The organism is Pseudomonas sp. Je.1.5.c (genome assembly GCF_051129895.1).
GTDB classification, from domain to species: Bacteria; Pseudomonadota; Gammaproteobacteria; order Pseudomonadales; family Pseudomonadaceae; genus Aquipseudomonas; species Aquipseudomonas urmiensis.
Genome location: NZ_JBCPSP010000006.1, coordinates 144,328 through 167,954 on the forward strand (window position 1 = coordinate 144,328; position 23,627 = coordinate 167,954).

General features: G+C 62.8%; 18 protein-coding genes. 5 read left to right on the plus strand and 13 right to left on the minus strand.

All coding sequences use genetic code 11. From position 1 onward, the window contains the following. Positions 1 to 24: 24 nt before the first annotated feature. Together AAZU54_RS07605 and AAZU54_RS07610 are read right to left on the minus strand one after the other, a co-directional pair. A complete protein-coding gene (locus AAZU54_RS07605) occupies positions 25 to 1,410 on the minus strand; it encodes a heavy metal sensor histidine kinase (protein WP_186556170.1) in 1,386 nt (461 codons plus the stop codon). Next, positions 1,407 to 2,081: a heavy metal response regulator transcription factor gene (locus AAZU54_RS07610; RefSeq protein ID WP_186556171.1), complete on the minus strand. Its 675-nt coding sequence runs from the start codon at positions 2,079 to 2,081 to the stop codon at positions 1,407 to 1,409. Before AAZU54_RS07610 ends, AAZU54_RS07605 begins: the two co-directional genes overlap by 4 nt. A 300-nt stretch (positions 2,082 to 2,381) precedes the next feature. Here AAZU54_RS07610 and AAZU54_RS07615 point away from each other — a divergent pair, with 300 nt between their 5' ends. After that, positions 2,382 to 2,585: a hypothetical protein gene (locus AAZU54_RS07615; protein ID WP_186556172.1), complete on the plus strand. Its 204-nt coding sequence runs from the start codon at positions 2,382 to 2,384 to the stop codon at positions 2,583 to 2,585. A gap of 69 nt (positions 2,586 to 2,654) precedes the next feature. Here AAZU54_RS07615 and cmoB read toward each other — a convergent pair whose 3' ends face one another. The 7 genes from cmoB to AAZU54_RS07650 all read right to left on the minus strand — a co-directional run bounded on the left by cmoB (position 2,655) and on the right by AAZU54_RS07650 (position 14,000). Then, positions 2,655 to 3,611: a tRNA 5-methoxyuridine(34)/uridine 5-oxyacetic acid(34) synthase CmoB gene (gene cmoB, locus AAZU54_RS07620; protein ID WP_312152042.1), complete on the minus strand. Its 957-nt coding sequence runs from the start codon at positions 3,609 to 3,611 to the stop codon at positions 2,655 to 2,657. Next, the gene (gene cmoA, locus AAZU54_RS07625; protein WP_186556174.1) at positions 3,608 to 4,351 is read right to left on the minus strand and encodes a carboxy-S-adenosyl-L-methionine synthase CmoA; all 744 of its coding nucleotides are present in this window, start codon (positions 4,349 to 4,351) and stop codon (positions 3,608 to 3,610) included. The genes cmoB and cmoA overlap by 4 nt, the downstream gene beginning before the upstream one ends. Before the next feature lie 89 nt (positions 4,352 to 4,440). Further along, the gene (locus AAZU54_RS07630; RefSeq protein ID WP_186556175.1) at positions 4,441 to 4,833 is read right to left on the minus strand and encodes a protease inhibitor I42 family protein; all 393 of its coding nucleotides are present in this window, start codon (positions 4,831 to 4,833) and stop codon (positions 4,441 to 4,443) included. Positions 4,834 to 4,984: 151 nt separating this feature from the next. Further along, positions 4,985 to 7,405 carry an endopeptidase La gene (gene lon / locus AAZU54_RS07635; protein ID WP_186556176.1) on the minus strand — a complete coding sequence of 807 codons (2,421 nt, stop codon included), beginning with the start codon at positions 7,403 to 7,405 and terminating at the stop codon, positions 4,985 to 4,987. 181 nt (positions 7,406 to 7,586) lie between these two features. Next, the gene (locus AAZU54_RS07640; RefSeq protein ID WP_186556177.1) at positions 7,587 to 9,998 is read right to left on the minus strand and encodes a glucose/quinate/shikimate family membrane-bound PQQ-dependent dehydrogenase; all 2,412 of its coding nucleotides are present in this window, start codon (positions 9,996 to 9,998) and stop codon (positions 7,587 to 7,589) included. A 32-nt stretch (positions 9,999 to 10,030) separates the two neighbouring features. Further along, the gene (locus AAZU54_RS07645) at positions 10,031 to 11,377 is read right to left on the minus strand and encodes a carbohydrate porin (protein WP_186556178.1); all 1,347 of its coding nucleotides are present in this window, start codon (positions 11,375 to 11,377) and stop codon (positions 10,031 to 10,033) included. Between the two features lie 565 nt (positions 11,378 to 11,942). Further along, positions 11,943 to 14,000, minus strand: coding sequence for a TonB-dependent receptor (locus tag AAZU54_RS07650; RefSeq protein ID WP_434726925.1), 2,058 nt, complete (start codon positions 13,998 to 14,000; stop codon positions 11,943 to 11,945). A gap of 218 nt (positions 14,001 to 14,218) precedes the next feature. Here AAZU54_RS07650 and AAZU54_RS07655 point away from each other — a divergent pair, with 218 nt between their 5' ends. Both AAZU54_RS07655 and AAZU54_RS07660 read left to right on the plus strand, forming a co-directional pair. Continuing rightward, complete coding sequence (locus AAZU54_RS07655) at positions 14,219 to 14,440, plus strand: VF530 family DNA-binding protein (protein WP_186556180.1); 222 nt, start codon at positions 14,219 to 14,221, stop codon at positions 14,438 to 14,440. Next, the gene (locus AAZU54_RS07660; RefSeq protein ID WP_186556181.1) at positions 14,441 to 15,094 is read left to right on the plus strand and encodes a Pr6Pr family membrane protein; all 654 of its coding nucleotides are present in this window, start codon (positions 14,441 to 14,443) and stop codon (positions 15,092 to 15,094) included. 4 nt (positions 15,095 to 15,098) lie between these two features. Here the strand turns inward: AAZU54_RS07660 and AAZU54_RS07665 are convergent, their stop codons facing one another. The 3 genes from AAZU54_RS07665 to AAZU54_RS07675 form a co-directional block, all read right to left on the minus strand. Further along, entirely contained in the window at positions 15,099 to 15,860 is a 762-nt protein-coding gene (locus AAZU54_RS07665) for a siderophore-interacting protein (protein WP_434726926.1), read from the minus strand. Next, complete coding sequence (locus tag AAZU54_RS07670; protein ID WP_434726927.1) at positions 15,857 to 16,390, minus strand: PadR family transcriptional regulator; 534 nt, start codon at positions 16,388 to 16,390, stop codon at positions 15,857 to 15,859. Before AAZU54_RS07670 ends, AAZU54_RS07665 begins: the two co-directional genes overlap by 4 nt. A 108-nt stretch (positions 16,391 to 16,498) precedes the next feature. After that, on the minus strand, positions 16,499 to 19,627 hold the full coding sequence (locus AAZU54_RS07675) for a transglycosylase domain-containing protein (RefSeq protein ID WP_186556183.1): 3,129 nt from the start codon (positions 19,625 to 19,627) through the stop codon (positions 16,499 to 16,501). Between the two features lie 437 nt (positions 19,628 to 20,064). Here AAZU54_RS07675 and AAZU54_RS07680 point away from each other — a divergent pair, with 437 nt between their 5' ends. Then, positions 20,065 to 21,483 carry an amino acid permease gene (locus tag AAZU54_RS07680; RefSeq protein ID WP_186556184.1) on the plus strand — a complete coding sequence of 473 codons (1,419 nt, stop codon included), beginning with the start codon at positions 20,065 to 20,067 and terminating at the stop codon, positions 21,481 to 21,483. A 39-nt stretch (positions 21,484 to 21,522) separates the two neighbouring features. On the opposite strand, the gene AAZU54_RS07685 is transcribed toward AAZU54_RS07680, so the two are convergent. Beyond that, the gene (locus tag AAZU54_RS07685; protein ID WP_312151243.1) at positions 21,523 to 23,142 is read right to left on the minus strand and encodes an FMN-binding glutamate synthase family protein; all 1,620 of its coding nucleotides are present in this window, start codon (positions 23,140 to 23,142) and stop codon (positions 21,523 to 21,525) included. A 178-nt stretch (positions 23,143 to 23,320) separates the two neighbouring features. On the opposite strand from AAZU54_RS07685, the gene AAZU54_RS07690 reads away from it, so the two are divergent. Continuing rightward, positions 23,321 to 23,575: a type B 50S ribosomal protein L31 gene (locus tag AAZU54_RS07690; RefSeq protein ID WP_186556186.1), complete on the plus strand. Its 255-nt coding sequence runs from the start codon at positions 23,321 to 23,323 to the stop codon at positions 23,573 to 23,575. Positions 23,576 to 23,627 lie beyond the last annotated feature (52 nt).

Sequence of the window (23,627 nt, forward strand, 5' to 3'; positions counted from 1 at the left end):
TGATCGCGGGGCCAGCCCCGCGATTCATTCTGCGCGAAACAGCAAAGTAAACCGGGTCGGCCCTTCTGGCCGGCTACTCACCTCGACCCTGCCACCGTGCAAGTGCATGATCGACTGTACGATCGCAAGCCCTAGTCCTGTACCGCCTTCGAGCCGCGAACGCCCGCATCCAGCCCTGTAGAAGCGTTCGAACAGCTGTGGCTGGTGGGCCTGGGCGATCCCTGGCCCCTGGTTCTCCACCCACACCCAGGCATGCTCAGCATGCCGGCCAATGCCTACCGTCACGCGCTGCCCTTCAGGGCTATGCCTGATGGCGTTGCTCAACAGATTCGACAGCGCCCGCTGGAACATCAACCGGTCGGCCAGCGCCGTGCCCCAACCTTGCAGCTTCAGCTCGATATCCTTGAGCTCGGCGCTGAATGCGAACAGCTCGCCGACCCGCTCGGCCTCTTCGGCCAATGCCAAGGGTTTGAGCACGACCTGCGCCTGCGGTTGGCTGACTTGGGCGAGGAACAGCATGTCGTTGATGATGCGGTTGAGCCGGGTCAGCTCCTCGATACTGTCTTCCAGGACTTCGCGATAGTTCTCGCTGTCACGCTCACGAGCCAGGGTGACCTGGGCCTTGCCCATCAGGTTGCTCAAGGGTGTGCGCAGCTCATGGGCCAGGTCATCGGAGAACTGCGACAGCTGCCGCACGCCTTGATCCAGGCGATCGAGCATCACGTTGATGGCGCCGGCAAGCTCGGCCAGCTCAGACGGCAGGCCGCTGTCGGGCAGACGGTGAGTGAGGTCTTGGGCCGAGACCTGACCGGCCACCCGACGAAAGTGGCGCAGCGGCTTGAGGCTGCGTTGCACCAGCTTCCACGCGCCAATGCCGATCAGCACCAGCAGCAAGGGCAGGGCCAGCAAGGTCGAGTGCAGGTAGGCCTGCAGCAGGCTGTTATCGTCGTCGCGGTTGAGCGACATCATCACCCGCACCGGCGTGTCATCGCGCAGGCGCATCAAGCGGGTGGCAGTGAGGATCTGGTTGCCGGCGCTGTCCTGCCACTGCGCGAAGGCCAGCGTTGCGCCGGTTTGCAGTTCGCGGAGCGCCTGCGACTCCAGCGCTGGGCCAAGGCTGAGCAGCGGCGGGTGCCGGCCGTTGAGGGCCAGGACATTGAGGCTGAGGTTGTCATGGCCCATGACCAGGTCGAGCAGCGGGTGGGCCCGAGTGGCCAAGTCACCGCTGCGCAAGTCGACCCGCAAGTTGTGCTCGACCTGGAGCATCTTGCGCGCCAGGTCCTTGCGGGCACGGCTATCGAGTTCATGATCGAGGGCGAACACTGCCAGGCAGGCCAGCAGCAGGACCAGGGTGGCGCCCATCAGGGTCACGCTCAGGCCCAGCCGTAGCGACAGGCTGGCAGGCTTCAAGGACGCGCCTCGAGCACGTAGCCAACGCCGCGCAAGGTATGGATCAGCTTGTCTTCGAACGGATCGTCGATCTTCGCCCGCAAGCGGCGGATGGAGACCTCGACCACATTGGTGTCGCAATCGAAGTTCATGTCCCACACCAACGAGATGATCTGCGTGCGCGACAGCACTTCGCCGCTTTGACGCATCAACAGGTGCAGCAGGGAGAACTCCTTGGCGGTCAGGTCGATGCGCTTGCCGCCGCGCCAGGCACGATGACGGCCTGGGTCGAGTTCCAGGTCAGCGACGCGCAGGGTGCTCGGTTGCAGCTGCTGGTCGTTGCGCCGTAGGAGGCTGCGGATTCGCGCCAGTAGCTCGGGGAATTCGAACGGCTTGAGCAGGTAGTCGTCGGCACCCAGGTCCAGGCCTTTGACTCGGTCGGCCAGGCGGCCATGGGCAGTGAGCATCATGATCCGTGTGGCCGAATCGGCGCGCAGGCGCTGCAATACGCTCCAGCCGTCCAGCTCGGGCAAGTTGACGTCGAGGATCACCAGGTCATATGCCTGCTGGCGGGCCAGGTGCAGGCCGTCGATGCCGGTGTGGGCGCAGTCGACCACGTAGCCGTTCTCGCGCAGGCCTTGCTGCAGGTAGTCGGCGGTGCGCAGTTCGTCTTCGATGATCAGTAGACGCATGGTCGGGCTCGGTCAGGTGAAGGGCGGCGATTCTCGACCCTGAAGTGGGATGAGGGTCAAGCAGGGCAATGGTACGGCATGCGAAGCGGTGTTTTACCTGGATTACAGATTTGTAATGTGCCGGCCATTTCCCTGACAGTCAGCGCCCTAACGCGGCACAAACCCGCGCCTACGGGCGCGATAGGTTGAGAACAACCGCCCCGAAAGTCACCCTTGCAAGACTGTAATGTGCGCCTCACCTTGGCGTTAGCTGCCGCCCTCTAGGATGGCCTCATCTGAACCCTTATGAGGCAAATCACCATGAACCTGACCAAGTACCTGTTGCTGGCACTGCTCACCCTGGGCAGCACCACGGCCTTGGCCGAAGGAGGCGCGGAGCGTTCGCGGCAGTTCTGGGAGGCATTCCGCCAGGACCAGGAGCGCTTGCACGGCAAGCAGGACCAGGCCGTGGCCGAGCGTGAGCGCAAGCAAGCAGAAAAGGCCCGTGAAGTAGCCAAGGACTAGTTTCACCCAGCCGCCTGGCGTTGCTCCTGCCAGGCGGTGTCGTTAGGCGCCCATTGCCGGGCGCCTGTTTTATTTGCGCGCCAGGATGGTCGCGCGGCGAGGTGCCGGCAGGCCTTCGATGGTCTTGCTGTGGTCGTCCGGGTCGAGGAAGTCACCCAGCGATTGGTAGCGCATCCAGTCGGTGCTGCGTTGCTCTTCGACGCTGGTGACGCTGACGTCGACGCAACGTACGTCGCTGAAGCCTGCGCGGCGCAGCCAACGCTCCAATGCCGGCACCGAAGGCAGGAACCAGACGTTACGCATCTGCGCATAGCGATCTTCCGGGACCAGCACCTGATGCTCGTCACCTTCGATCACCAAGGTCTCCAGCACCAGTTCGCCGCCCTTGACCAGGCAGTCCTTGAGCGCCAGCAGGTGCTCGATCGGCGAGCGCCGGTGATAGAACACGCCCATCGAGAACACTGTGTCGAAGCCTTCGAGGTTGGCCGGCAACTCTTCCAGGGCGAACGGCAAGTGCCAGGCTGGCAGCTCTGGCAGGTACTTTTGCACCGCCTGGAACTGGCAGAAGAACAGCCAGTTGGGGTCGACGCCGATGACCATGTCAGCGCCGGCACCGAGCATGCGCCACTGGTAGTAGCCATTGCCACAGCCGACATCCAGCACGCGCTTGCCGTTCAGGTCCAGGTGCGGAGCGACCCGCGACCATTTCCAGTCCGAGTGCCATTCTGTGTCGACATGCACGCCGAACAGGTCGAACGGCCCTTTACGCCAAGGCGACAAGCCCATCAGCGCCTGGCGCATCTGCGCGCGGCTGGCCTCATCGCAGTCGCTGTCCAGGCGCAGGCCATTGACCAGATCGACATGGCTCGGTTGTAGATCGGGCAAGGCGTCCAATGCGCCGCGCCAGCGTTCGAGGTCACCGTGGCCTTTTTCCAGTTTACTTTGCAGCTGCGCTTGCAGGCCTTGCGACCAGTTAGCCAGGGGGGTGCCCGCCAGGCGGCGGACGAGGGGAGACAGATCGATCATGGCAGGGCTATCAGTGAGGCAAAGTTAAGGCATTGGAACCACGGCACCACCTTGGAGAAACCGGCAGCGCGCAGGCGCTGTTCATGGGCTTCAAGTGTGTCGGGGCGCATGACGTTTTCGATGGCGCTACGCTTCTGGGCAATTTCCAGTTCGCTGTAGCCATTGGCGCGCTTGAAGTCCACGTGCAGCTCGGCGAGCAACGCCTGCTCCTGCTCATCGGCGAAGCACAGCTTTTCCGAGAGGATCAGCGCACCGCCCGGCAGCAACGCCTGGCGGATGCGTGTGAGCAGCTCGAGGCGCTGCTCGGGAGCGATGAATTGCAGGGTGAAGTTCATCGCCACTACCGAGGCCGGCTCGAAGGGCAGGGCAAGAATGTCCGCCTCCAGCACCTGTACCGGCAGCAGCTCCTGGAACATCGAGTCTTGTGCGGTGAGGTACTGGCGGCAACGCTCGACCATCGCTGCGGAGTTGTCCACCGCGATCACCCGGCAACCGTCACTGCGCACATGGCGGCGCAAGGACTGCGTCACCGCGCCGAGCGAGGCGCCCAGGTCATACAGTGCGGTATTGGGCTGGGCGAAGCGTGCGGCCAGCACGCCAAGGTTCTCGACGATGGTCGGGTAACCTGGCACCGAGCGCTTGATCATGTCCGGGAACACCCGCACCACGTCTTCGTTGAACACGAAGTCGGGTACCTGCTCAAGAGGCTCGGCGAATAGGCGGTCGGGTTGTTTGCTCACGTAAGGTCCAGGGTGCTGGCTGGGTAAAGGGCCAGCATTTTAGCCAAACTGCGCCAAGGATGCATGAATGGCTGACCAGCGCTGCGTGTTTAATTCACCTTGATCTCGCAATCGAAGGTCTGTACCGGGCGCACCTCCGGAGCCCAGGGCTGCTGGTAGACCAGGATCAGGTGGCCATCGCCGGGGGCTTTGGCCTGGAAACGCCAGGTCGAGACGCCCGCACTACCGACCAGGCCGGCCTGCTCGGGTTGGGTGTAGACCTCTGCGCCGATCGGCCGAAGGATGTTGTTGGCCGGGTTTTGCACCAGCCAGCGGTAGCCGGTGGTGGGGTTGCTTGGCAGGCTCAGGGTCAGGTTCTGGCCTGTTTGCAGGCGTATCGGGCATTCGTTTTCTGCGCCCAGCTCGACGGTTTGGCGCGACTGATGGCTACAGGCGGCAAGCAGGGTGAGGCTCAGGGGAACGAGCAGACGGAGGGCAGTCATGTTGGCTCCTAAGGGCTGGCGATGCCTGAGGATAACCGAAGCGGTGGGTATTTTGGGTTGGCTGTTCTGGCCCTATCGCGGGCAAGCCCGCCCCTACAGGGCTTACCACAGTCCTGTAGGGGCGGGATTGCCCGGCGTTAGGGCCCTCTGTTTAGAACAGTACCTTCGCTACATCGGCAAAGCGCTTGGCAAAATGCACGGTCAGCCCTTCGCGCAGGTAATCGGGCAGTTCCTCGAAATCACCGCGGTTGGCCTCCGGCAGGATCAGCTCGAAGATCTTCTGCCGCTTGGCCGCAATGACTTTCTCGCGCACACCGCCGATCGGCAGGACCTGGCCGGTCAGGGTCAGCTCGCCGGTCATCGCCACGCCTTTCTTCGGCACCTGGTCGCGAGCCAGCGACAGCAGCGCGCTGGCCATGGTCACGCCGGCGCTGGGGCCGTCCTTGGGCGTGGCGCCTTCCGGTACATGCAGGTGAATGAAGGCTTCGTTGAAGAACCCAGGATCGCCACCAAACTGCTTGAGGTTGGAGCTGACGTAGCTGTAGGCGATTTCGGCCGATTCTTTCATCACATCGCCGAGCTTGCCGGTCAGCTTGAAGCCGCGGTTGAGGGTATGGATGCGCGTCGCCTCGATCGGCAGGGTCGCGCCGCCCATGCTGGTCCAGGCAAGGCCGGTGATCACGCCTTTGCCCGCCAACACCTGCTCGCTGCGAAACACCGGCATGCCCAGGGCGGCTTCCAGGTCTTTCGGGGCGATCTTCAGTTTCGCCGTAGGGTCGTCCAGCAGCTTGACCACTGACTTGCGCACCAGCTTGCCCAGCTGCTTTTCCAGCTGGCGAACCCCGGCTTCACGGGCATAGCCCTCGATGACCGTGCGCAGGGCGCTGTCACTGATGCTCAGGCTGGTCTTGGCCACACCGGCTTTTTCCAACTGCTTGGGCCACAGGTGGCGCTTGGCGATCGCCAGCTTCTCTTCGGTGATGTAGCCGGACAGGCGAATCACTTCCATGCGGTCGAGCAACGGCCCGGGGATCGAGTCGAGGGTGTTGGCGGTACACACGAACAGCACCTTGGACAGGTCCAGGCGCAGGTCCAGGTAATGGTCGAGGAAGTCGACGTTCTGCTCCGGATCGAGGGTTTCCAGCAGCGCCGAAGCCGGATCGCCCTGGTAGCTCTGGCCCATCTTGTCGATCTCGTCGAGCATGATCACCGGGTTCATCACCTCGACCTCTTTGAGCGCCTGCACCAGCTTGCCCGGCTGGGCGCCGATGTAGGTGCGGCGGTGGCCCTTGATCTCGGCCTCGTCGCGCATGCCGCCGACGCTGAAGCGGTAGAACGGCCGGCCGAGCGATTCGGCAATCGATTTACCGATACTGGTCTTGCCGACCCCGGGCGGGCCGACCAGCAGCACGATGGAGCCACTGATCTCGCCCTTCCAGGCGCCCACGGCGAGGAACTCAAGGATGCGCTCCTTGATGTCATCGAGCCCAGCATGATGCTGGTCGAGCACCTTGCGCGCATGCTTGAGATCGAGCTTGTCCTTGCCGTACACGCCCCAGGGCAGGGCGCTGGCCCACTCCAGGTAGTTGCGGGTGACGGCGTATTCGGGTGAGCCGGTCTCCAGAATCGCCAGCTTGCCCATCTCTTCGTCGATGCGTTTTTTCGCGGCAGCAGGCAAGGTCTTGCCTTCCAGGCGTTGCTTGAACTGCTCAAGGTCGGCACTGCGATCGTCCTTGGTCAGGCCCAGCTCCTGCTGGATGACCTTGAGCTGCTCCTTGAGGAAGAACTCGCGCTGGTGCTCGCCGATCTGTCGATTGACCTCGGCGGAGATCTCGTTCTGCAAACGGGCGACCTCGACCTCCTTGCGCAACATCGGCAAGACCTTCTCCATGCGCTTGAGGATCGGCACGCAGTCGAGCACTTCCTGCAACTGGTTACCGGTCGCCGAAGTCAGCGCGGCGGCAAAGTCGGTCAGTGGCGAAGGATCGTTGGGGCTGAAGCGGTTGAGGTAGTTCTTCAACTCTTCGCTGTACAGCGGGTTGAGGGGCAGCAGCTCTTTGATCGCGTTGATCAGGGCCATGCCGTAGGCCTTAACCTCATCGGTTGGCTCGGTCGACTGGCGCGGGTATTCGACTTCCACCAGATAAGGCGGGCGGTGGTGCTTGAGCCAGGTGCGGATGCGCACGCGGGTCAGGCCTTGGGCGACGAACTGCAACTTGCCGTTTTCGCGGCTGGCGTGGTGCACCTTGACCAAGGTGCCGTACTCCGGCAGCGCCGAGGTGTCGAAGTGGCGGTGGTCCTCGGGCGGCGTGTCCATGAAGAACAGCGCCAGCGAGTGATGATCGGTCTTGGCTACCAGGTCGAGGGTTTCTGCCCAGGGTTCTTCATTGACGATGACCGGCAGCACTTGGGCCGGGAAGAATGGGCGATTGTGGATTGGGATTACATAGACCTTGTCCGGCAGCTGTTGGCCGGGCAGGGCGAGGGAGTGGCCTGGGGTGGAGGCCGCTTCGAGGTGTTCGACTTCGCTGTGTTCGTCGGGATGTTCCGGAAGATCCTGCTGGTCGCTCATGGGGCACCTGCGTGAATGGCTATGGTGCTTAGATGGGGCGGGGGCGGACAGGTTTCAATGGTAGACGAAAGGGGGGCTGGCAAACGCATCGCGGGGCAAGCCCGCTCCCACGCGTCCGATACTGGCAGCGTGGGAGCAGGCTTGCCCCGCGATGGCGTCATCACTGACGCCGGGCAATCGCTTACTCGGCGAGTTTGTAAGCGATGATGTAGTCACCCATCTTGGTGCCCAGCGAGCCGTGGCCGCCAGCCGTCACAAGGACGTACTGCTTGCCATCCTTGCCGGTGTAGGTCATCGGCGTGGCCTGGCCGCCTGCCGGCAGACGGGCTTTCCACAGCTCTTCGCCGTTGTGCACGTCATAGGCGCGCAGGTACTGGTCCAGCGTGCCGCTCAGGAAGCCAACGCCACCGGCGGTGACGATCGAGCCGCCCATGCTTGGTACGCCGACCGGCATGCCGATTGGCACTGGGGTGCTGTCGCGGGTGGTGCCGTTCTTGTGCTTCCACACGACCTTGTTGGTGAACAGGTCGATGGCTGCCACGTAGCCCCAGGCCGGTGCTTGGCACGGCACGCCCAGTGGCGACATGAACGGATGCATGATCACCGCATACGGCGCGCCGGTATTGGGCTGCACGCCACTGGTTTCGCTCTCGCGCTTGCTGCCCGCGGCGACTTGCTCGCGTGGAACCATTTTCGAGACGAAGGCCATGTAGTTGGGCGAGGTGAACATCAGCTGACGCACCGGGTCGACCGAGACGCTGCCCCAGTTGAACACACCGACGTTGCCTGGGTAGATCAGGCTGCCTTGCTCGGACGGCGGGGTGTACTGGCCTTCGTAGCGCAGGCTGCGGAACTGGATCCGGCAGAGCATCTGGTCGAACGGGGTAGCACCCCACATCGCCTGTTCGGTCAGGTCCGGGCCGAGCAAATTGAGGTCCGAACGGGCCTGGGTCGGTGCGGTGTGATCACCCTTGACCGCGCCTTGCGGCGTCGGGATCTCGCGGATCGGCACGATCGGCGTGCCGTCGCGGCGGTCCAGTACGTACAGGCTGCCCTGCTTGGTCGGCACGATCACCGCAGGCTTGACGCCATCGTCGGTCTTCAGGTGGATCAGGGTTGGCTGGCTGCCGACGTCCATGTCCCACAGGTCATGGTGGGTGAACTGGTAGTTCCAGCGCACCTTGCCGCTGGCAAGGTCGAGGGCGACGATACCGGCGCTGTACTTCTCGGCGCCCGGGGTGCGGTCAGCGCCCCACTGGTCGGGCGTCTGGTTACCCAGTGGCAGGTAGATCATGCCCAGGTCTTCATCGACGCTGGCGATCGACCACATGTTGGCCGAGTTGCGGCTGTACATCTTGCCCGGAGCCAGAGGCTTGGTGTCGTCTGGGTTGTTGCTGTCCCAGTTCCACACCAGGTGACCGTCGTGCACGTCGTAGGCGCGGATCACGCCCGACGGCTCGTTGGTCGACTCGTTATCGGTGACATGGCCGCCGATGATCACCAGATCACGGGTGATCGCCGCAGGCGAGGTTGAGTAGTAGCCACCGGCAGTGAACGGACCGATGCCGGTGGTCAGGTCGATCACGCCCTGGTTGGCGAAGCCTTCGCAGACCTTGCCGTTGTCGGCGTTGATGGCGATCAGGCGGGCATCGGCGGTCGGTAGGTACAGGCGGCGCGGGCAGGCCTGGGCAACCACTTGGCCGGCGTCGGAGATCTTCGGCACTGGGCTGCCGTCACGGCTGACGTAGCGATTTTCGTCGTAGTACGAGACGCCCCGGCACGTCATGTGGGCGAAGCCCTTGAAGGTGCCAGTCGGGCTCTTGACCTGTGGGTCGAAGCGCCAGATTTCCGCACCGGTATCCGGGTCCAGGGCCAGCAGCTTGCTGTGCGCGGTGCAGGCGTAGAGCATGCCGTTGACCTTCAACGGGGTGTTCTGGTTGGTCAGTTCCACCGGGTCGTTGTCGGTTGGCAGGTCGCCGGTGCGGATGCGCCAGGCTTCTTCCAGGCGATAGGCGTTCTGTGGGGTGATCTGGCGCAGTGGCGAGTAGCGGTCGCCATGCTCGGTACGCCCGTAGGCCTGCCATTCACCGTCCGGCATGGCCGGTGCGGCGCTGCCCATCTCGCTGCTGTCGCGGTTCAGCTCGCCACGGATCTCGCCGGGGTGAGTGAACTGGCTGGCCACGGCGGTGGCGCCGGAAGCGACCACGGCCACGCTGAGCAGGGCGGTGTTGATCTTCGAGGCTGGGCCGAGCAGCGGGCGGCGTGCCCACGGCAGCAGCAACAGCACGCCGATGGCGAACCAGATGGCCAGGCGCGGCACCAGTTGCCACCAATCCAGGCCCACTTCCCACAAGGCCCAGACGGTACTGCCGAGCAGCACCAGGCCGTACAGGCCCAAAGCGATGCGGCGCTTGGCCAGCAACAGGGCGCCAGACACGGCAAAGCCAAGGCCGGCGATCAGGTAGTAGAGGGATCCGCCCAGCTGGCTCAGCTTGATGCCGCCAGCCAGCAGGGCCAGGCCCATCAGCAATAGCAGCACGCCCAGAAGGCGCGGGAGCCAGCGGGTTCCATTCTTGGCACTGTCAGTGCTCATCAATAGGTACTCCGTTAGGTCAAAGGGTGGGTTCAGAAACTGCTTTGGATCTTCAGGCCGCCGATCAGCGCATCATCGACTTGCGACACCCCGCCCGGATGGCGGATGTACTGCAGGTTGGGACGCACGGTGAGCCAGTCGGCCAGATGGATGCCGTAATAGAGTTCGGCGCTGTATTCGGTGTCCTGCACGGGCAGGAAGCCTGGATTGTCGTAGTCGTCGAGGCCCGCCACCTGGTTGGCCAGGCGGGCGTTCTTGCGATAGCCGGGATTGACGTGCACGCGAGCGAGGGCGAAACCGATGTCGTCCTTGGCGCGGGCATCGAACGGCCCTTTGTAAACCACACCTGCCTGAACATAGTTGTCGATGGCATTGGTCTTCTTGTCGTGCACGGTGGCATTGGCGAACAGGCTCAGGCCGCGCGACTGGTCGGATGCCAGCGAGGTGACCTGCTGCTGGACGCCGAGCCACATGCCATGCTTGCTGGAGCTGCTGCGGTAGGCGGCGCCGCTGATTGCGGCCGGCTGACCGTTGCTGTCCTTCAATACGTCCTGAGCCTTGGCATTACTGTAGTAGTAGCCGGCGCGATATTCCCCTTTCAGGCCATTGACCCGTGGGCTCCAGACCAGTTCGATCGGCATCACCGCGCCCTGGGTGCCGCTGCCGCTGAGCTTGAAGCCGTTGCCCGACTCAAGGTTGGACGGATTCTGTTCGAACACCCCGACCTGGGCGTACAGCGAGTCGCTGAGGTTGTAGCGCACACGCAGTGCCCACTGGCTGACGGGCCAGTTGTACCAGATGCCGCCCACCCAGTTGCCCACCTGCGAGCCGCAGAACGCCAGGTTCTGGAAATCGCAGGGGAAGCTGTTGAAGTCCTCGCCTTCACCGAAACGGCCGAATTTCACATCCAGGGCGCCGTCGAAGTATTTCTGCTTGATCCACATCTGGGTCAACCGCCAGGTCTGGCCGCGGCCCCAGACTTCCTGGGCCGAGGTAAAACCGCCGACGCGTGGGTCGTTGATGCGGTCATTGCTGATGTTCTGGCCGTGGCGCTCGGTGATGGTCAGCTGCACCTCGGTATCGTGCCAGCCGAGGATCTTTTCCAGGTCCAGGTGGCTGCCAAAGGTGAACTGGTCGCTGTAGCGCGCCGTGCGGTCGTGGTCATAGCCGCCGTGCAGGTTGCTGCCCATCTCGCCGGTGTAGCCGAGGGTGAAGTCGTAGCCTTGTTCCAGCAGTTCAGTACGGGTGCCGCCCCAGTCGCCGAGCATCCACGGCGAATCGCTGGCGAACAGTTCGCTGGCGCTAGCGGTGGTCGACAGGCCGCTGAGAAGGGTGGCCAAGGCAAGGCCGGAGTATCGAGTTTTAGGCAGCTGGAGCATGAGATAGCGCTATCTTTTGATTATTGAAAAATACGCAAACGCATCGAAGAGCGGGCTCTTCAATGGAAATGGCATCGGATGGTGCGGATGAAGCGATTCAGCTTGCGGCGGGGAGGATATAGGGGAAGTTGTAAGAAAAAAAGACAAATTGTCGCAGGGAATTATTGCCGAGGGAGTAATAATCGCTTTGTTAGGCCATTTCTTGGGGCAATGATCACAGCGTCTGTGCCGGCCTCTTCGCGGGCAAGCCCGCTCCCACAGGGACCGCGCAGCTCCCAAGAGCCGTGGTGTACCAGTAGGAGCGGGCTTGCCCGCGAAGCGGCCGACGCAGAAGCGAGCTGGCATAACGAACAGTTGCCCAGGGACCGCGCAGTTCCCAAGAGCCGCGCTGTACCTGTGGGAGCAGCGGGCTTGCCCGCGAAGCGGCCGACACAGAAGCGAGCTGGCATAACGAACAGTTGCCCAGGGACCGCGCAGGTCCCAAGAGCCGCGCTGTACCTGTGGGAGCGGGCTTGCCCGCGAAGCGGTTGACGCAGAAGCTACGTTCGAACCTGCGGCGTTAGCATCAGAAACTGGTCCGCAAGCCCACCTCGACACTGCGCCCGGGCGCTGGAGCAATGTCGCGCAGAATCGAGCTGGCATAGCGCACCGTCTGATCGGTCAGGTTCTCGCCGCGCACGAAGGCCAGCCACTGGCTCTGACCGATATCGAAGCGATAACCCACGCTGGCCCCCAGGGTGGTATAGCCGTCAGTGCGAGTTTCATTGGACGGCTTGCGATGCTGCGAGGCGGCATGCTGCACGTCGACCCGCGCCTGCCAGCGATCCAGCTCCCAGACCAAGCCGCTGTTCAAGCGCAGCGGCGCAATACGCGGCAGAGGCTCACCGCTGTCCAGGTTCTTGGCGCGGGTGTAGTCACCCGACAATTCCAGGGCAAAGCTGCCATAGCGGTTCTCGGTCAACTGCCAGCGGTCTTGCGCCTCGATGCCGTAGAAGCGTGCACGCACGCCCTGGTAGAGGTACTCGGGGATGTCGCCGTGATCGTGGTCATGATCGTGGTCGTGGTCGTGCTCGTGCTCTTCATGGCCATGATCGTGCCCTTCGCGCAGGTTGCCGCTGCCGATCAGGCCGATGTAGTTACGGAAGTGACTGTAGAACACGCCGACGCTGCCCTTGTGGGTGCCGTTGTCAAACCGCAGCGCCAGGTCGCCGGAGATGGCTTTTTCCTTGTTCAGGTTCGGATCGCCCACCTCATATGCGCCAGTGGCGACGTGCGCGCCGTTGGCATACAGCTCGTAGAAGGTCGGGGCGCGCTCGGTATAGCCGAGATTGGCCGCCAGCGACCAGACCGGATCGAGTTGGTACACCGCACCGGACGACAGGCTCACTGCGTTGAAGCTGCTGGCGCTGTCGGCCCCGGCGAAGTCTTCATTGCCCTTGGCATCGGGATCTACCCGGGTGTGCTCCAGGCGCGCCCCGAAGCTCAGGTTCAGACGCTCGCTGGCCTGCCACTGCTCAAGCAGGAACAGCGCCAGGTTGTCGGTATCGGTATGCGGGACAAAAGCTTCCTCGCCCAGGGCGGAAAACTCGTTGCGACTGACCTGGGCGCCGATCACCCCTTCGAGCGGCCCGAGCGGCTGGTGCCGCGCCTCGATACGCGCCTCGTAGCCCTTGTTCTTGAAGGTGGTGTGAACCTCGCCACTTTCGATCTCGCGGTGCTGGTAGTCGGTGTACCCGGCGTCGACCTTGACCGAGCTGAACGGCCCCTCGAGGTCGCGCAGCTCCGAGGCGAAACCGTAGTGATCCTGCTGCATGTCCAGGCGTACGCCAGACTCGGCCACCGAGCCGTAGTTGCTGTCATAGCGGCTGTAGGACAGACCGGTGTAGCCGTGATCCCAATGGTAGGAACCGCCAATGGCGCCGCCGTCCTGGCGACCGTCGCTGTTTTCCAGGCGGTGCTTGCTGCCAGGTTCCTCGGCGTTGCGCACGTTCGAGCTGCGCGCGTAGCCGGGGATGCGCAGGTCATTGAACTGACGGCTGTTGGCATCCAGGTGCAGGGCGAAGGCGCCGTTGCCGGCCTCAAGCTTGCCGGCGCTGCTGCGGGTGGTGTCGGCGCCGCCGTAGCGCAGCTCGCCCGCACCATGAATCCCCTCGATGGGCGCGTCGGGGATGCGGTTATCGAAGGTGTTGACCACGCCGCCGATGGCATTGCCGCCGTAGAGCAGGGCGGCGGGGCCGCGGACGATCTCGACCCGTTCGACCGTGACCGGGTCGAGCGGCACCGCATGGTCATAGGACAGCGACGAGGCATCCAGGGCGCCGACGCCATTGCGCAGGATGCGAATGCGATCGCCATCCAGGCCGCGAATCACTGGGCGACTGGCCCCGGGGCCGAACCAGGTGGAGGCGACGCCGGGCTGCTTGTTGAGGGTTTCGCCGAGGCTCGAATGCTGCTGTTGCAGCAGGTCGTTGCCTTCCAGGACAGTGCTGGGCGCGGCCAGCTGGGAATTGCCGAGCGGGTTGGCCGTGATGACCTGGGGTTCGAGTTCGACTGCCTGGCTGGGCGTGGAGGCGAGCCATAGCGCGGCGGCGAGGGGGGAGAGGCGCAATGAGGAGCACAGCATGAGAAAAGACGATCCTTGGCAGGTATTAGTATGGCTACAATATAACATTACTATTTCAGCGCAGGGAATCTCGGTCTGTCCAGAGGGTCTTCTGCATTCCTGCCGGCGCAAGTCGCAGGGGGGCGATAGGGCCTGCCTGCCGGGTGCAGCGCTCGAATACCGCCACCGCCCACTACACTCGTGTAATGTGCGCATCTTTTCTTCGCGGGAGCACTGGCATGAGCACGGCCAACCACAACGCGCTGCACGGCAAGACCTTGGAGCAGATCCTTACCGAGCTGGTCGCGCACTACCAATGGCAGGGCCTGGCCGAGCGCATCGACATCCGCTGCTTCAAAAGCGATCCGACCATCAAGTCGAGCCTGACCTTCTTGCGCAAGACGCCGTGGGCGCGGGAAAAAGTCGAGCACCTGTACATCAAGCTGCAGCGCAAAGGCTGAATGCCTCGTCATCCTTGGTTGAGCCTGGCCGCAATCCTCGGCTGGAGCGGCCTGAGCGTGCAGGTCTACCTGGTGCTGCTGGCGCGCTGGCAGGAGCAGGCCAGCCTGATCGGCGGGTTGATCAATGTCTTCGGGTTTTTCACGATACTGACCAACACCTTGGTAGCCAGCGTGCTCAGTTATGCAGCCTTCGGCCACCCGTCTGCCGCCAAGCGTTGGTTCCTGTCGCCCGCAGTCAGCTCAGGGATTGCTGCCAGCATCGCCTTGGTGGCCTTGGCCTACAGCCTGTTACTGCGCCACTTGTGGCACCCGCAGGGCTGGCAATGGCTGGCCGATGAACTACTGCACGACGTGATGCCGCTGCTGTTCGTGATGTATTGGTGGCGGGTGGTGCCCAAGGGCAGCCTGCGTTTCTGGCACCTGGGGCTGTGGAGCCTGTATCCGGCGTTGTACTTTGCCTTTGCCTTGTGGCGCGGGCATGAGATCGGGGTGTACCCGTATCCGTTCATCGATGTTGCCGAGCTTGGCTATGCGCAAGTGCTGGTCAATGCTCTGGCGGTTTTGGCGGGGTTCTGGGGGATCGGCCTGCTGATCCTGAGCCTGGACCGCTGGCAAGGCAGGCGCCTGGCCGAAGCCAGGGCGCATTCGCGCTGAGCGATCACTCGTCGTCAGCGCTGGCATCTGCACGCCAATAAGCGGCGGCCTTCAGTGCGTCTTCTTGTGCGCCCTTGGCCAGCAGCAACGCTTTGGCCTGGCGGGTGAGGGTTTTTTCCAGGGCGACCCAGCTGTACAGCTTGCCTTGCGGCAGTGCCAGATTCTCCAGCAATGCCAGCAGGTCTTCGTCATGTCGGCGCACCCAGATCACCTCGACCTGAGCCTTGCTCGGCAGTGGCTGACGCTCCTGTTCGTCCTCGACCTGGATCACGGCCAACACCTGACGGCCAGCGGGCAGTTCATCCAGGCGGCGGGCAATGGCCGGGATTGCAGTCTCGTCACCGATCAGCAGGTAGCTGTCGAAAATGTCCGGGACCACCATCGACGCTCGTGGCCCGGCGATGTTCAGCTCATGCCCAGGTACAGCCTGCGCAGCCCAGGTCGAGGCAGGGCCATCGCCGTGCAGGACGAAGTCGATGTCCAGTTCTCCCGCCGCCAGGTCGACCCGCCGTGGGGTGTATTCGCGCATGGTGGGCCGCGCACCGCCGTCACGGCCAAGGTTGCGCGCTTCGATGGCGGCTTGCTCTTGTGCGCTCATGGCGAACAACAGCTTGACGTGGTCGTCGCTGCCGAGGCTGACGAACCCTTGCAGCTCAGGGCCACCGAGGGTAATCCGGCGCATGCGTGGGGTCAGTTTGGTGACCCGCAGAACCTGCAAACGGCGTTGTTTGATTTCATGGTTGACGCGGTGAATGGTGTCGCTCATTGGGTGTTCTCCATAACGGAATCGGTCGGGCCGGCGGCGATGGCCTTGGCGGTGTCGTTGAGCAGGGTGCGCACCCGCTCGATCTCTTCAGGCGTCCAGCGGCCGCTGTGCATGTGCAAGGCATGGCGCAGGTTGCCGACCGCTTCATGGATTTCTGGCGGCCGGTCGTGGCCACGCAGGGCGCGTTTGCTGACTTCGATGCGCATGCGCACGCCATCGAGGGCGACGGCTTGCTCGATCAGGGCGGTGCGACCGGCGTCGGTGATGACGTACAGACGTTTACTGCCCTGGATTTGGCCGGTGATCAGCTCTGCTTCTTCAAGGAAGTTGAGGGTGGGGTAGATCACCCCTGGGCTTGGGCTGTAGCTGCCGTCGAACAGGGTTTCGATCTGGCGGATCAGGTCATAGCCATGGCCAGGTTGCTCGGCAAGCATCGCCAGCAGTAGCAACTTGAGGTCGCCCGGGGCGAATACCCGAGGGCCGCGTTCGCCTCGGCCGGGGCGACGTTCGAAAGGATCATGGTCACGCATGGGAGTGTTCTCGTCTTTGCGATATATCGTTAGATATTACTTAAGATATATCGCAAGACAAGCCTTAGATGGTGATGATTCTCATCTAACTTTTCGATGAGTACTTTTCTAGGGGGCATTTGCACGCATAGCCATTTGCGGTGCCTTGCACTCGGTGGCGCTGCCCGGCTCCAGGTACGGCATGAGAATCGGCGCCATGCCCTTGAGCACCTGCACCGGCAATGCCGAGGTGAAGGTGAAGGCTTCTGCCGTGCGACCTGGAACGAACGCGGTGAGGGTACCGAAGTGGTTGTCGCCCAGGTAGAACACGAAGGTGGCGGTGCGGTTGAGCGAGCGCGAGCCGATCAGCCGGCCACCGGCGCCGAAGCTTTCGATGCGGTTGTCACCGGTCCCGGTCTTGCCGCCCATCACCAGCGCAGTGCCGTCATGCAGCTTGAAGCTGCCGGAGATGCGCCGCGCGGTACCGGCATCGACCACTTGCGACAGGGCGCCCTTGAGCGCCCGGGCAACTTCCACCGGGAGGATTCGCTGGCCGCGGTCCGGGTCGCTGATCAGCTTGGTTTCATAGGGGGTATTGGCGGCGAAGTGCAGGGTATCGATGCGCAAGGTGGGCAGGCGCACGCCATCGTTCTGGATGATCCCGACCAGTTCGGAGAGTGCCGCAGGGCGGTCGCCCGAGCTGCCGATGGCAGTGGCCAGCGAGGGCACCAGGTGATCGAACGGGTAGCCGACGCGTTTCCAGCGCTGGTGAATATCGAGAAACGCCTCGATCTCGACCATGGTACGGATGCGGCTGTCGCGCGCGCCCTGGTGGCGGCTCTTGAACAGCCAGCTGTACACCTCCTGACGCTCGAAGCGGCTGGCGTTGACCATCTCGGTGAGGGTCGCCCCCGGGTTTTTCAGCAAGTAGCCGAGCAGCCACAGGTCGAGCGGGTGAACCTTGGCGATGTAGCCCTGGTCGGGCAGGTCGTATTTGCCAGGGCCATAGGCGTCGTACATCTCCGACAGGCGCCCGTCGGTGAGCTTGGCCAGGGCCTTCTTGTCTTCTTTGCTATGGGCGCGCACGAAGGCATTGAACGTCTCCTGTCCGGCCTCTGGGAACAGGTAGCGGTGCACCGCAGCCAGGCGCTGCGGGGTCACGCGCATGCTGTCGAGGAAGGTGTCCAGGCGCTGCTGGGAGGTCTTGCGCTGGTACTTCTTCCAGAAGCGCATCAGGTAGTTGGTGCCTTCCCGGTCGGCAAAGCGCGCCAGGTATTCCTGGCGACGCGGGTCGGAGTCGTCCTTGAGCAGCGGCGCCCGGTTGAACGGCTGCTGGTAGGTCACGTAGCGGACGATGTCGCGCATCAGGCGGATGAACGGCAGGTTGATCGATTCGCGCAGTGCGTCCTTGAGAGTGGGGTTGCGGCTGTTGTCTTCCTTGCGGAAGTTGTTGAACACATGCATGCCGCCACCGGTGAAGAACGCTTCACCGGTATTGGCCGAGTACTTGCGCTCAAGGGCGGCGTCGAGCATGGCGTCCAGGCTCTGGTTCTTGCTGTTCTGGATCAGCCATTCCAGTGACCACTGAGTGATCCGGTCGAGCTCGGCGACAGGTTCTTTCTTCAAGTCGGCGACGGGTTTGCCCGCGTATTTGTCGTGCAGCTCGGCGATGATTTCCAGGTAGGTAGTCAGTACCCGCAGCTTGGCGGTCGAGCCCAGTTCCAGTTTGCTGCCTTCGTTGATGTCGAACGGTTGGTCGGTGCTGTCGGTCTGCACGCGCACCCGCGAGCCATCGGCGGTGCGCTCGAACAGGGTAAAGCTGTAGCGCACCTGGTCGGTGGTCTTGGTGGTCAGCAAGCGTTCTCCGATCAGCCCGATCTGCGCGGCGAAGGCCGGGTCGGAAAGGTTTTTCAGGTATTGGCTGACTTGCGTCTGCAGGTCGGCCTGCAGGGTACTGGTGGCCGACAGGTCGAGGCGGTCGAGGTCATACAGCGGGCGATTGAGCATCGCTGCCAGGCGGTTGCGGGCCAGGCTGATACCCTTGTTGGTGACGATCGGCACGATGGTCGGCTGGGCCACCCAGTCGCGATACACCGCCTTGCTGGCCAGCGCCGCGTCAGCCAGTGGTCGCTCGATGACGTTGGCGGCAGCGAGCACGCGAATATGCGAATCAGTCAGTTCAGCCAGTTCGATGCGGCCTTTGGTCAGGTAATGCGAAGGCCGGCGCTGGGCGATCATCAGCGATAACACCTGGCGCAGGGCCAGGCCACGTTGGGCCATGCTGGCCTGGTCGGTGGCGGTGGACGCCAGCGCTTGGTTTACCTGGTCGAAATCAGCGCCGTACCAGACCCGCAAACCCTCAGCCATGCCGTGCACTTCGCCATGCCCAGGCACTGCCGAGAGCGGCACGCTGTTGAGGTAGTCACGCACGATGCGCTGGCGTGATTCGGTGGTGTCCGGCCCGCCCTGGTAGGCGCGCACGCTGGCCGAGAACATCTGGCGGATCTTCTCGGCGCCCGACACGGTCAGGCCATCTGGCGAATGGCGGTATTTCTCCAGCTGCGTAGCCAGGGTGCTGCCGCCCGCCGATTGACCCGGCAAGGCGAGGTACTTGGCCACCTGGCTGTAGGCTGCCTTGGCGAAGCGCGGCCAGTCGACGGCCGGGTTGTTGCGCGGGTCGTGCGGGTCGAGCAGGTCGCGGTTCTCGATGAACAGCAGGCTGTTGACGATCACCGGCGGAATCGCCGCAAAGTTTGGATACAGGTGCTGTGGGTAGTTGTACTGGTACAGCGTGTCGCCCCGGCAGTCGGTAATCGACAGGCCCGCCTGGATCTTTTCCACGTAAGGCACGAACAGGCCGTGGTCGACGTAGTTCATCAGGGCCGGGGAGAACTGCACCTGCTGGCTGATCAGGTAGTCGCGCTTGAGCAGGCGCGGCAGGAATTCGCCCAGGGCGCTGTAACCCAAGCGTTTGTCGAACGGACCTTCGCCGGGGTAGACGATGGCATCGCTTGGGCCAGGCTCCAGCGAATAGGTGAGGGTGCTGGCCAGCCGGCTGAATTCGCGTGACTGCAGATTCGAGGTCTGCACCTCGTCATAGGCGGCAAAACCGATGGCGACGATGGCCACCAGCACGATCAGCAAAATCAACCGCCACCACAGCCGGCGCTGGCGAGGGGTCTTTGGCGCCGGAGCTTCAGCCAGATTTGCTTCAGGTGCGTCCGTTCTGGTTGGTTCCGATTGCCACAGTGCGCCCATAGTCTTCAATCCGGCCAGGTAATTTCGTCTTACTTGTCTGAAGCTTAGACGTTGGCCGGAATTGGTGAAAATTTTGTAAGAAGTGGCCAAATCTGCGGTGGGAATATAAGGCTTTGGTGCGGCTTCCAATTTGCGTGGAAGTTGTTAGGGTGGCTGCACCATTTTGGGGCTGCTGCGATGAGCACTGCAGCAGCGGCAAAAACACACTAGGTAAAGGGGCAATTTGCCGAGAATTCTCGCCAAATTTCCCTGTTTATATAGTGAAAAGCCCTACAGTTGGCTTCCTATACTGCTCGACCCCTTCGCCCTGCCCGCGCCTCTGGTGCGGGTGGACGGATCAACCCACGAGGTTGGCCCGGCAAGACGACGCCCCGCTCATCGGCGAGGCTAGTGCTGCACGAAGGTCATATCCAATAACAAAATGAGGTTGTATTGCTATGCCAGTCGGCAACCACCCTGCCCATGGTGAGACCGCTCAAGGCGGCCCACTCAAGCGTGAACTGGGCGAACGGCACATCCGTCTGATGGCCCTCGGCGCCTGTATCGGTGTCGGCCTGTTCCTCGGATCGGCCAAAGCTATCGAAATGGCCGGCCCGGCCATCATGATTTCCTACATCATTGGCGGCCTGGCGATCCTGGTGATCATGCGCGCGCTCGGCGAAATGGCCGTGCACAATCCGGTCGCTGGCTCCTTCAGCCGCTACGCCCAAGACTACCTCGGCCCCCTGGCGGGCTTTCTGACCGGTTGGAACTACTGGTTCCTGTGGCTGGTGACCTGCGTTGCCGAGATCACGGCGGTGGCCATCTACATGGGCATCTGGTTCCCCGATGTGCCGCGCTGGATCTGGGCCCTGGCGGCGCTGGGCAGCATGGGTGCGATCAACCTGATCGCGGTCAAGGCTTTCGGTGAGTTCGAGTTCTGGTTCGCCCTGATCAAGATCGTCACCATCATCGCCATGGTCCTCGGCGGCATCGGCATCATCGCCTTTGGCCTGGGCAATGACGGGGTGGCCATGGGCATCTCCAACCTGTGGAGCAACGGCGGCTTCATGCCCAATGGCGTGACCGGTGTGCTGATGTCGCTGCAGATGGTCATGTTCGCCTACCTGGGTGTGGAGATGATCGGCCTCACGGCAGGTGAAGCACGCAACCCGCAGAAGACCATCCCCCAAGCGATTGGCTCGGTGTTCTGGCGCATTCTGCTGTTCTACGTCGGCGCGCTGTTCGTGATCCTGTCGATCTACCCGTGGAACGAAATCGGCAGCCAGGGTAGCCCGTTTGTGATGACCTTCGAGCGGCTGGGCATCAAGACTGCGGCTGGCATCATCAACTTCGTGGTGATCACTGCCGCGCTGTCGTCGTGCAACGGCGGTATCTTCAGCACCGGGCGCATGCTCTACAGCCTGGCGCAAAACGGCCAGGCGCCGGCGACCTTCGCCCGCACCTCGAAAAATGGCGTGCCGCGCAATGCGCTGCTGCTGTCGATTGCGGCCTTGCTGTTGGGCGTGTTGGCCAACTACCTGGTGCCGGAGAAAGTCTTCGTCTGGGTGACTTCGATCGCCACCTTCGGTGCGATCTGGACCTGGGTGATGATTCTGTTGGCCCAGCTCAAGTTCCGCGCAGGCCTTAGCAGCGCTGAGCGCAAGGCGCTGAAGTACCGCATGTGGCTGTGGCCGCTGAGCTCGTACCTGGCGCTGGCGTTCCTGGTGCTGGTAGTGGGCTTGATGGCGTACTTCGAGGAGACTCGCGTGGCCTTGTACATTGGCCCGGCGTTCCTGGTGTTGCTGACGGGGTTGTACTACGCGTTCCGTCTGGCGCCCAAAGAGGTGCAAGGGGTAGTGAGTACCGCTTCTTGAGGTAAACAATTTTGGGGCCGCAAAGCGGCCCCAAAATCCCTAAGCCGCCACCTCACTGTGCGGCTCGAAGCTGTCCGCCCTGGCCAGCTGCCACATACGCGAATAGAACTGACCATTGACCTCACCGGTGAGCAACTCGCCAGGTTTGAGGAACACATGCATCTGCGAGAACAACTTGATCTCGGTCGCCGAAATGCGCCGCACCAGGTGCTTGGCCTCCAGTTGCGCAGGGTGATCCAGGCCTGCTGCAGCGAGCATTTCGGCCAAGGCGCGCAGGGTGTTGTGATGGAAGTTGAGCACCCGGTTGGCTTTGTCCGGCACCACCAGCGCCCGTTGGCGCAAGGCGTCCTGAGTCGCCACCCCGGTCGGGCACTTGTTGGTGTGGCAGCTCTGCGACTGGATGCAGCCAATGGCGAACATGAAGCCGCGCGCCGAGTTGGCCCAGTCGGCGCCAATCGCCAATACGCTGGCGATATCGAAAGCACTGACGATCTTGCCGCTGGCACCGAGCTTGATCTTGTCGCGCAGGTTCAAGCCAACCAGCGTGTTGTGCACGAACAGCAGGCCTTCGCGCAGCGGTACGCCGATATGGTCGGTGAACTCCACTGGCGCCGCACCGGTGCCACCTTCCTTGCCATCGACGACGATGAAATCGGGCAGGATGCCAGTCTCCAGCATGGCCTTGGCGATGCCCATGAACTCCCACGGATGGCCCAGGCAGAACTTGAAGCCGACCGGTTTGCCACCAGACAACTCACGCAGTTGGGCGATGAACTGCATCATCTCGATCGGGGTGGAGAAGGCGCTGTGGCGTGACGGCGAGATGCAGTCCTCGCCCATCAGGATGCCGCGCGTCTCGGCAATCTCCTGAGTCACCTTGTGCTTGGGCAGGATGCCGCCGTGGCCGGGCTTGGCACCCTGGCTCATCTTGATCTCGATCATCCGCACCTGTGGATTGCGCGCCTGTTCGGCGAAGCGCTCGGGGTCGAAGCGCCCATCGGCGGTACGACAACCGAAGTAGCCACTGCCCAGCTCCCACGTCAGGTCGCCGCCGTGCTCGCGGTGATAGGGGCTGATACTGCCTTCGCCGGTGTCATGGGCGAAGTTGCCCAGTTTGGCGCCTTGGTTGAGGGCACGAATGGCATTGGCGCTGAGCGAGCCGAAGCTCATCGCCGAGATGTTGAAGATCGACGCTGAATAGGGCTGGCGGCATTGCGGGCCGCCAATGATCACCCGGAAACTGGCAGGGTCGGCCAGCGGCGCCGGGCGCATGGAGTGGCCGATGAATTCAAAGCCCGACTCGTAGACATCGATCAGGGTGCCGAATGGTTTGTCCGATGCCTCGTTTTTGGCGCGGGCATAGACCAGCGAACGCTGGGCGCGGGAGAAGGGCAGGGCATCGCTGTCGGCCTCCAGCAGGTACTGGCGGATCTCCGGGCGAATGGCTTCGACCAGGTAGCGGATGTTACCCAGGATGGGATAGTTACGGCGCACCGCGTGGCGCTTTTGCAGCAGGTCGAACAGGCCGATCAAGCTGAGGATGGCGGTGGTCAGGGTGAACGGCCACAGCCATTCATGATGCAGCAGCGGCAGACTGGCCAGGGTGAACAGCACACACCCGGCGAAGAAGGCATAGCGACTGAGAAGTGACAGGCTCATACGTAATCCTTGCGATGGCTCGGTCAGGCTCAGGGCCTGGGTCAAACCCCGACCATAGCCCTTTAACCAAGCCAATGGCCAGCCTTGCCGGCAGCGGAAAAAATGAAAATTGCAGTATCAAAAATCATTCGCTTTTAGTATGTTATAAAGTATCACTTAGCGATTGAGGTCATTTGCCATGAAGCCTGATATCCACCCTGCCTATCGTCCAGTGTTGTTTCATGACACCGCTGCCGACGTGTATTTCCTGATCGGCTCAACCGTTGAGACTGATCGTACCCACCAGCACAGCGATGGCCAGCGCTATCCGTACGTGGCCCTGGATGTGTCGAGCGCTTCGCATCCGGTGTATACCGGCCAGCAGCGCAAGACCACCGTGGAAGGGCGAGTGGCTGGGTTCAACAAGCGTTTTGCCGGGTTCACTGCGCGTTAGTTCAGATTGGCCGAGGGCCCTATCGCGGGACAAGTCGGGGCGCCGCGATGAG

Coding starts and splice junctions, on each gene's coding strand:
- AAZU54_RS07610 (WP_186556171.1), bottom strand. CDS start 2,081: ATGCGTCTACTGATCATCGAAGACGAACTGCGCACCGCCGACTACCTG.
- AAZU54_RS07615 (WP_186556172.1), top strand. CDS start 2,382: ATGAACCTGACCAAGTACCTGTTGCTGGCACTGCTCACCCTGGGCAGC.
- cmoB (WP_312152042.1), bottom strand. CDS start 3,611: ATGATCGATCTGTCTCCCCTCGTCCGCCGCCTGGCGGGCACCCCCCTG.
- AAZU54_RS07630 (WP_186556175.1), bottom strand. CDS start 4,833: ATGACTGCCCTCCGTCTGCTCGTTCCCCTGAGCCTCACCCTGCTTGCC.
- lon (WP_186556176.1), bottom strand. CDS start 7,405: ATGAGCGACCAGCAGGATCTTCCGGAACATCCCGACGAACACAGCGAA.
- AAZU54_RS07640 (WP_186556177.1), bottom strand. CDS start 9,998: ATGAGCACTGACAGTGCCAAGAATGGAACCCGCTGGCTCCCGCGCCTT.
- AAZU54_RS07645 (WP_186556178.1), bottom strand. CDS start 11,377: ATGCTCCAGCTGCCTAAAACTCGATACTCCGGCCTTGCCTTGGCCACC.
- AAZU54_RS07650 (WP_434726925.1), bottom strand. CDS start 14,000: ATGCTGTGCTCCTCATTGCGCCTCTCCCCCCTCGCCGCCGCGCTATGG.
- AAZU54_RS07655 (WP_186556180.1), top strand. CDS start 14,219: ATGAGCACGGCCAACCACAACGCGCTGCACGGCAAGACCTTGGAGCAG.
- AAZU54_RS07660 (WP_186556181.1), top strand. CDS start 14,441: ATGCCTCGTCATCCTTGGTTGAGCCTGGCCGCAATCCTCGGCTGGAGC.
- AAZU54_RS07665 (WP_434726926.1), bottom strand. CDS start 15,860: ATGAGCGACACCATTCACCGCGTCAACCATGAAATCAAACAACGCCGT.
- AAZU54_RS07670 (WP_434726927.1), bottom strand. CDS start 16,390: ATGCGTGACCATGATCCTTTCGAACGTCGCCCCGGCCGAGGCGAACGC.
- AAZU54_RS07675 (WP_186556183.1), bottom strand. CDS start 19,627: ATGGGCGCACTGTGGCAATCGGAACCAACCAGAACGGACGCACCTGAA.
- AAZU54_RS07680 (WP_186556184.1), top strand. CDS start 20,065: ATGCCAGTCGGCAACCACCCTGCCCATGGTGAGACCGCTCAAGGCGGC.
- AAZU54_RS07685 (WP_312151243.1), bottom strand. CDS start 23,142: ATGAGCCTGTCACTTCTCAGTCGCTATGCCTTCTTCGCCGGGTGTGTG.
- AAZU54_RS07690 (WP_186556186.1), top strand. CDS start 23,321: ATGAAGCCTGATATCCACCCTGCCTATCGTCCAGTGTTGTTTCATGAC.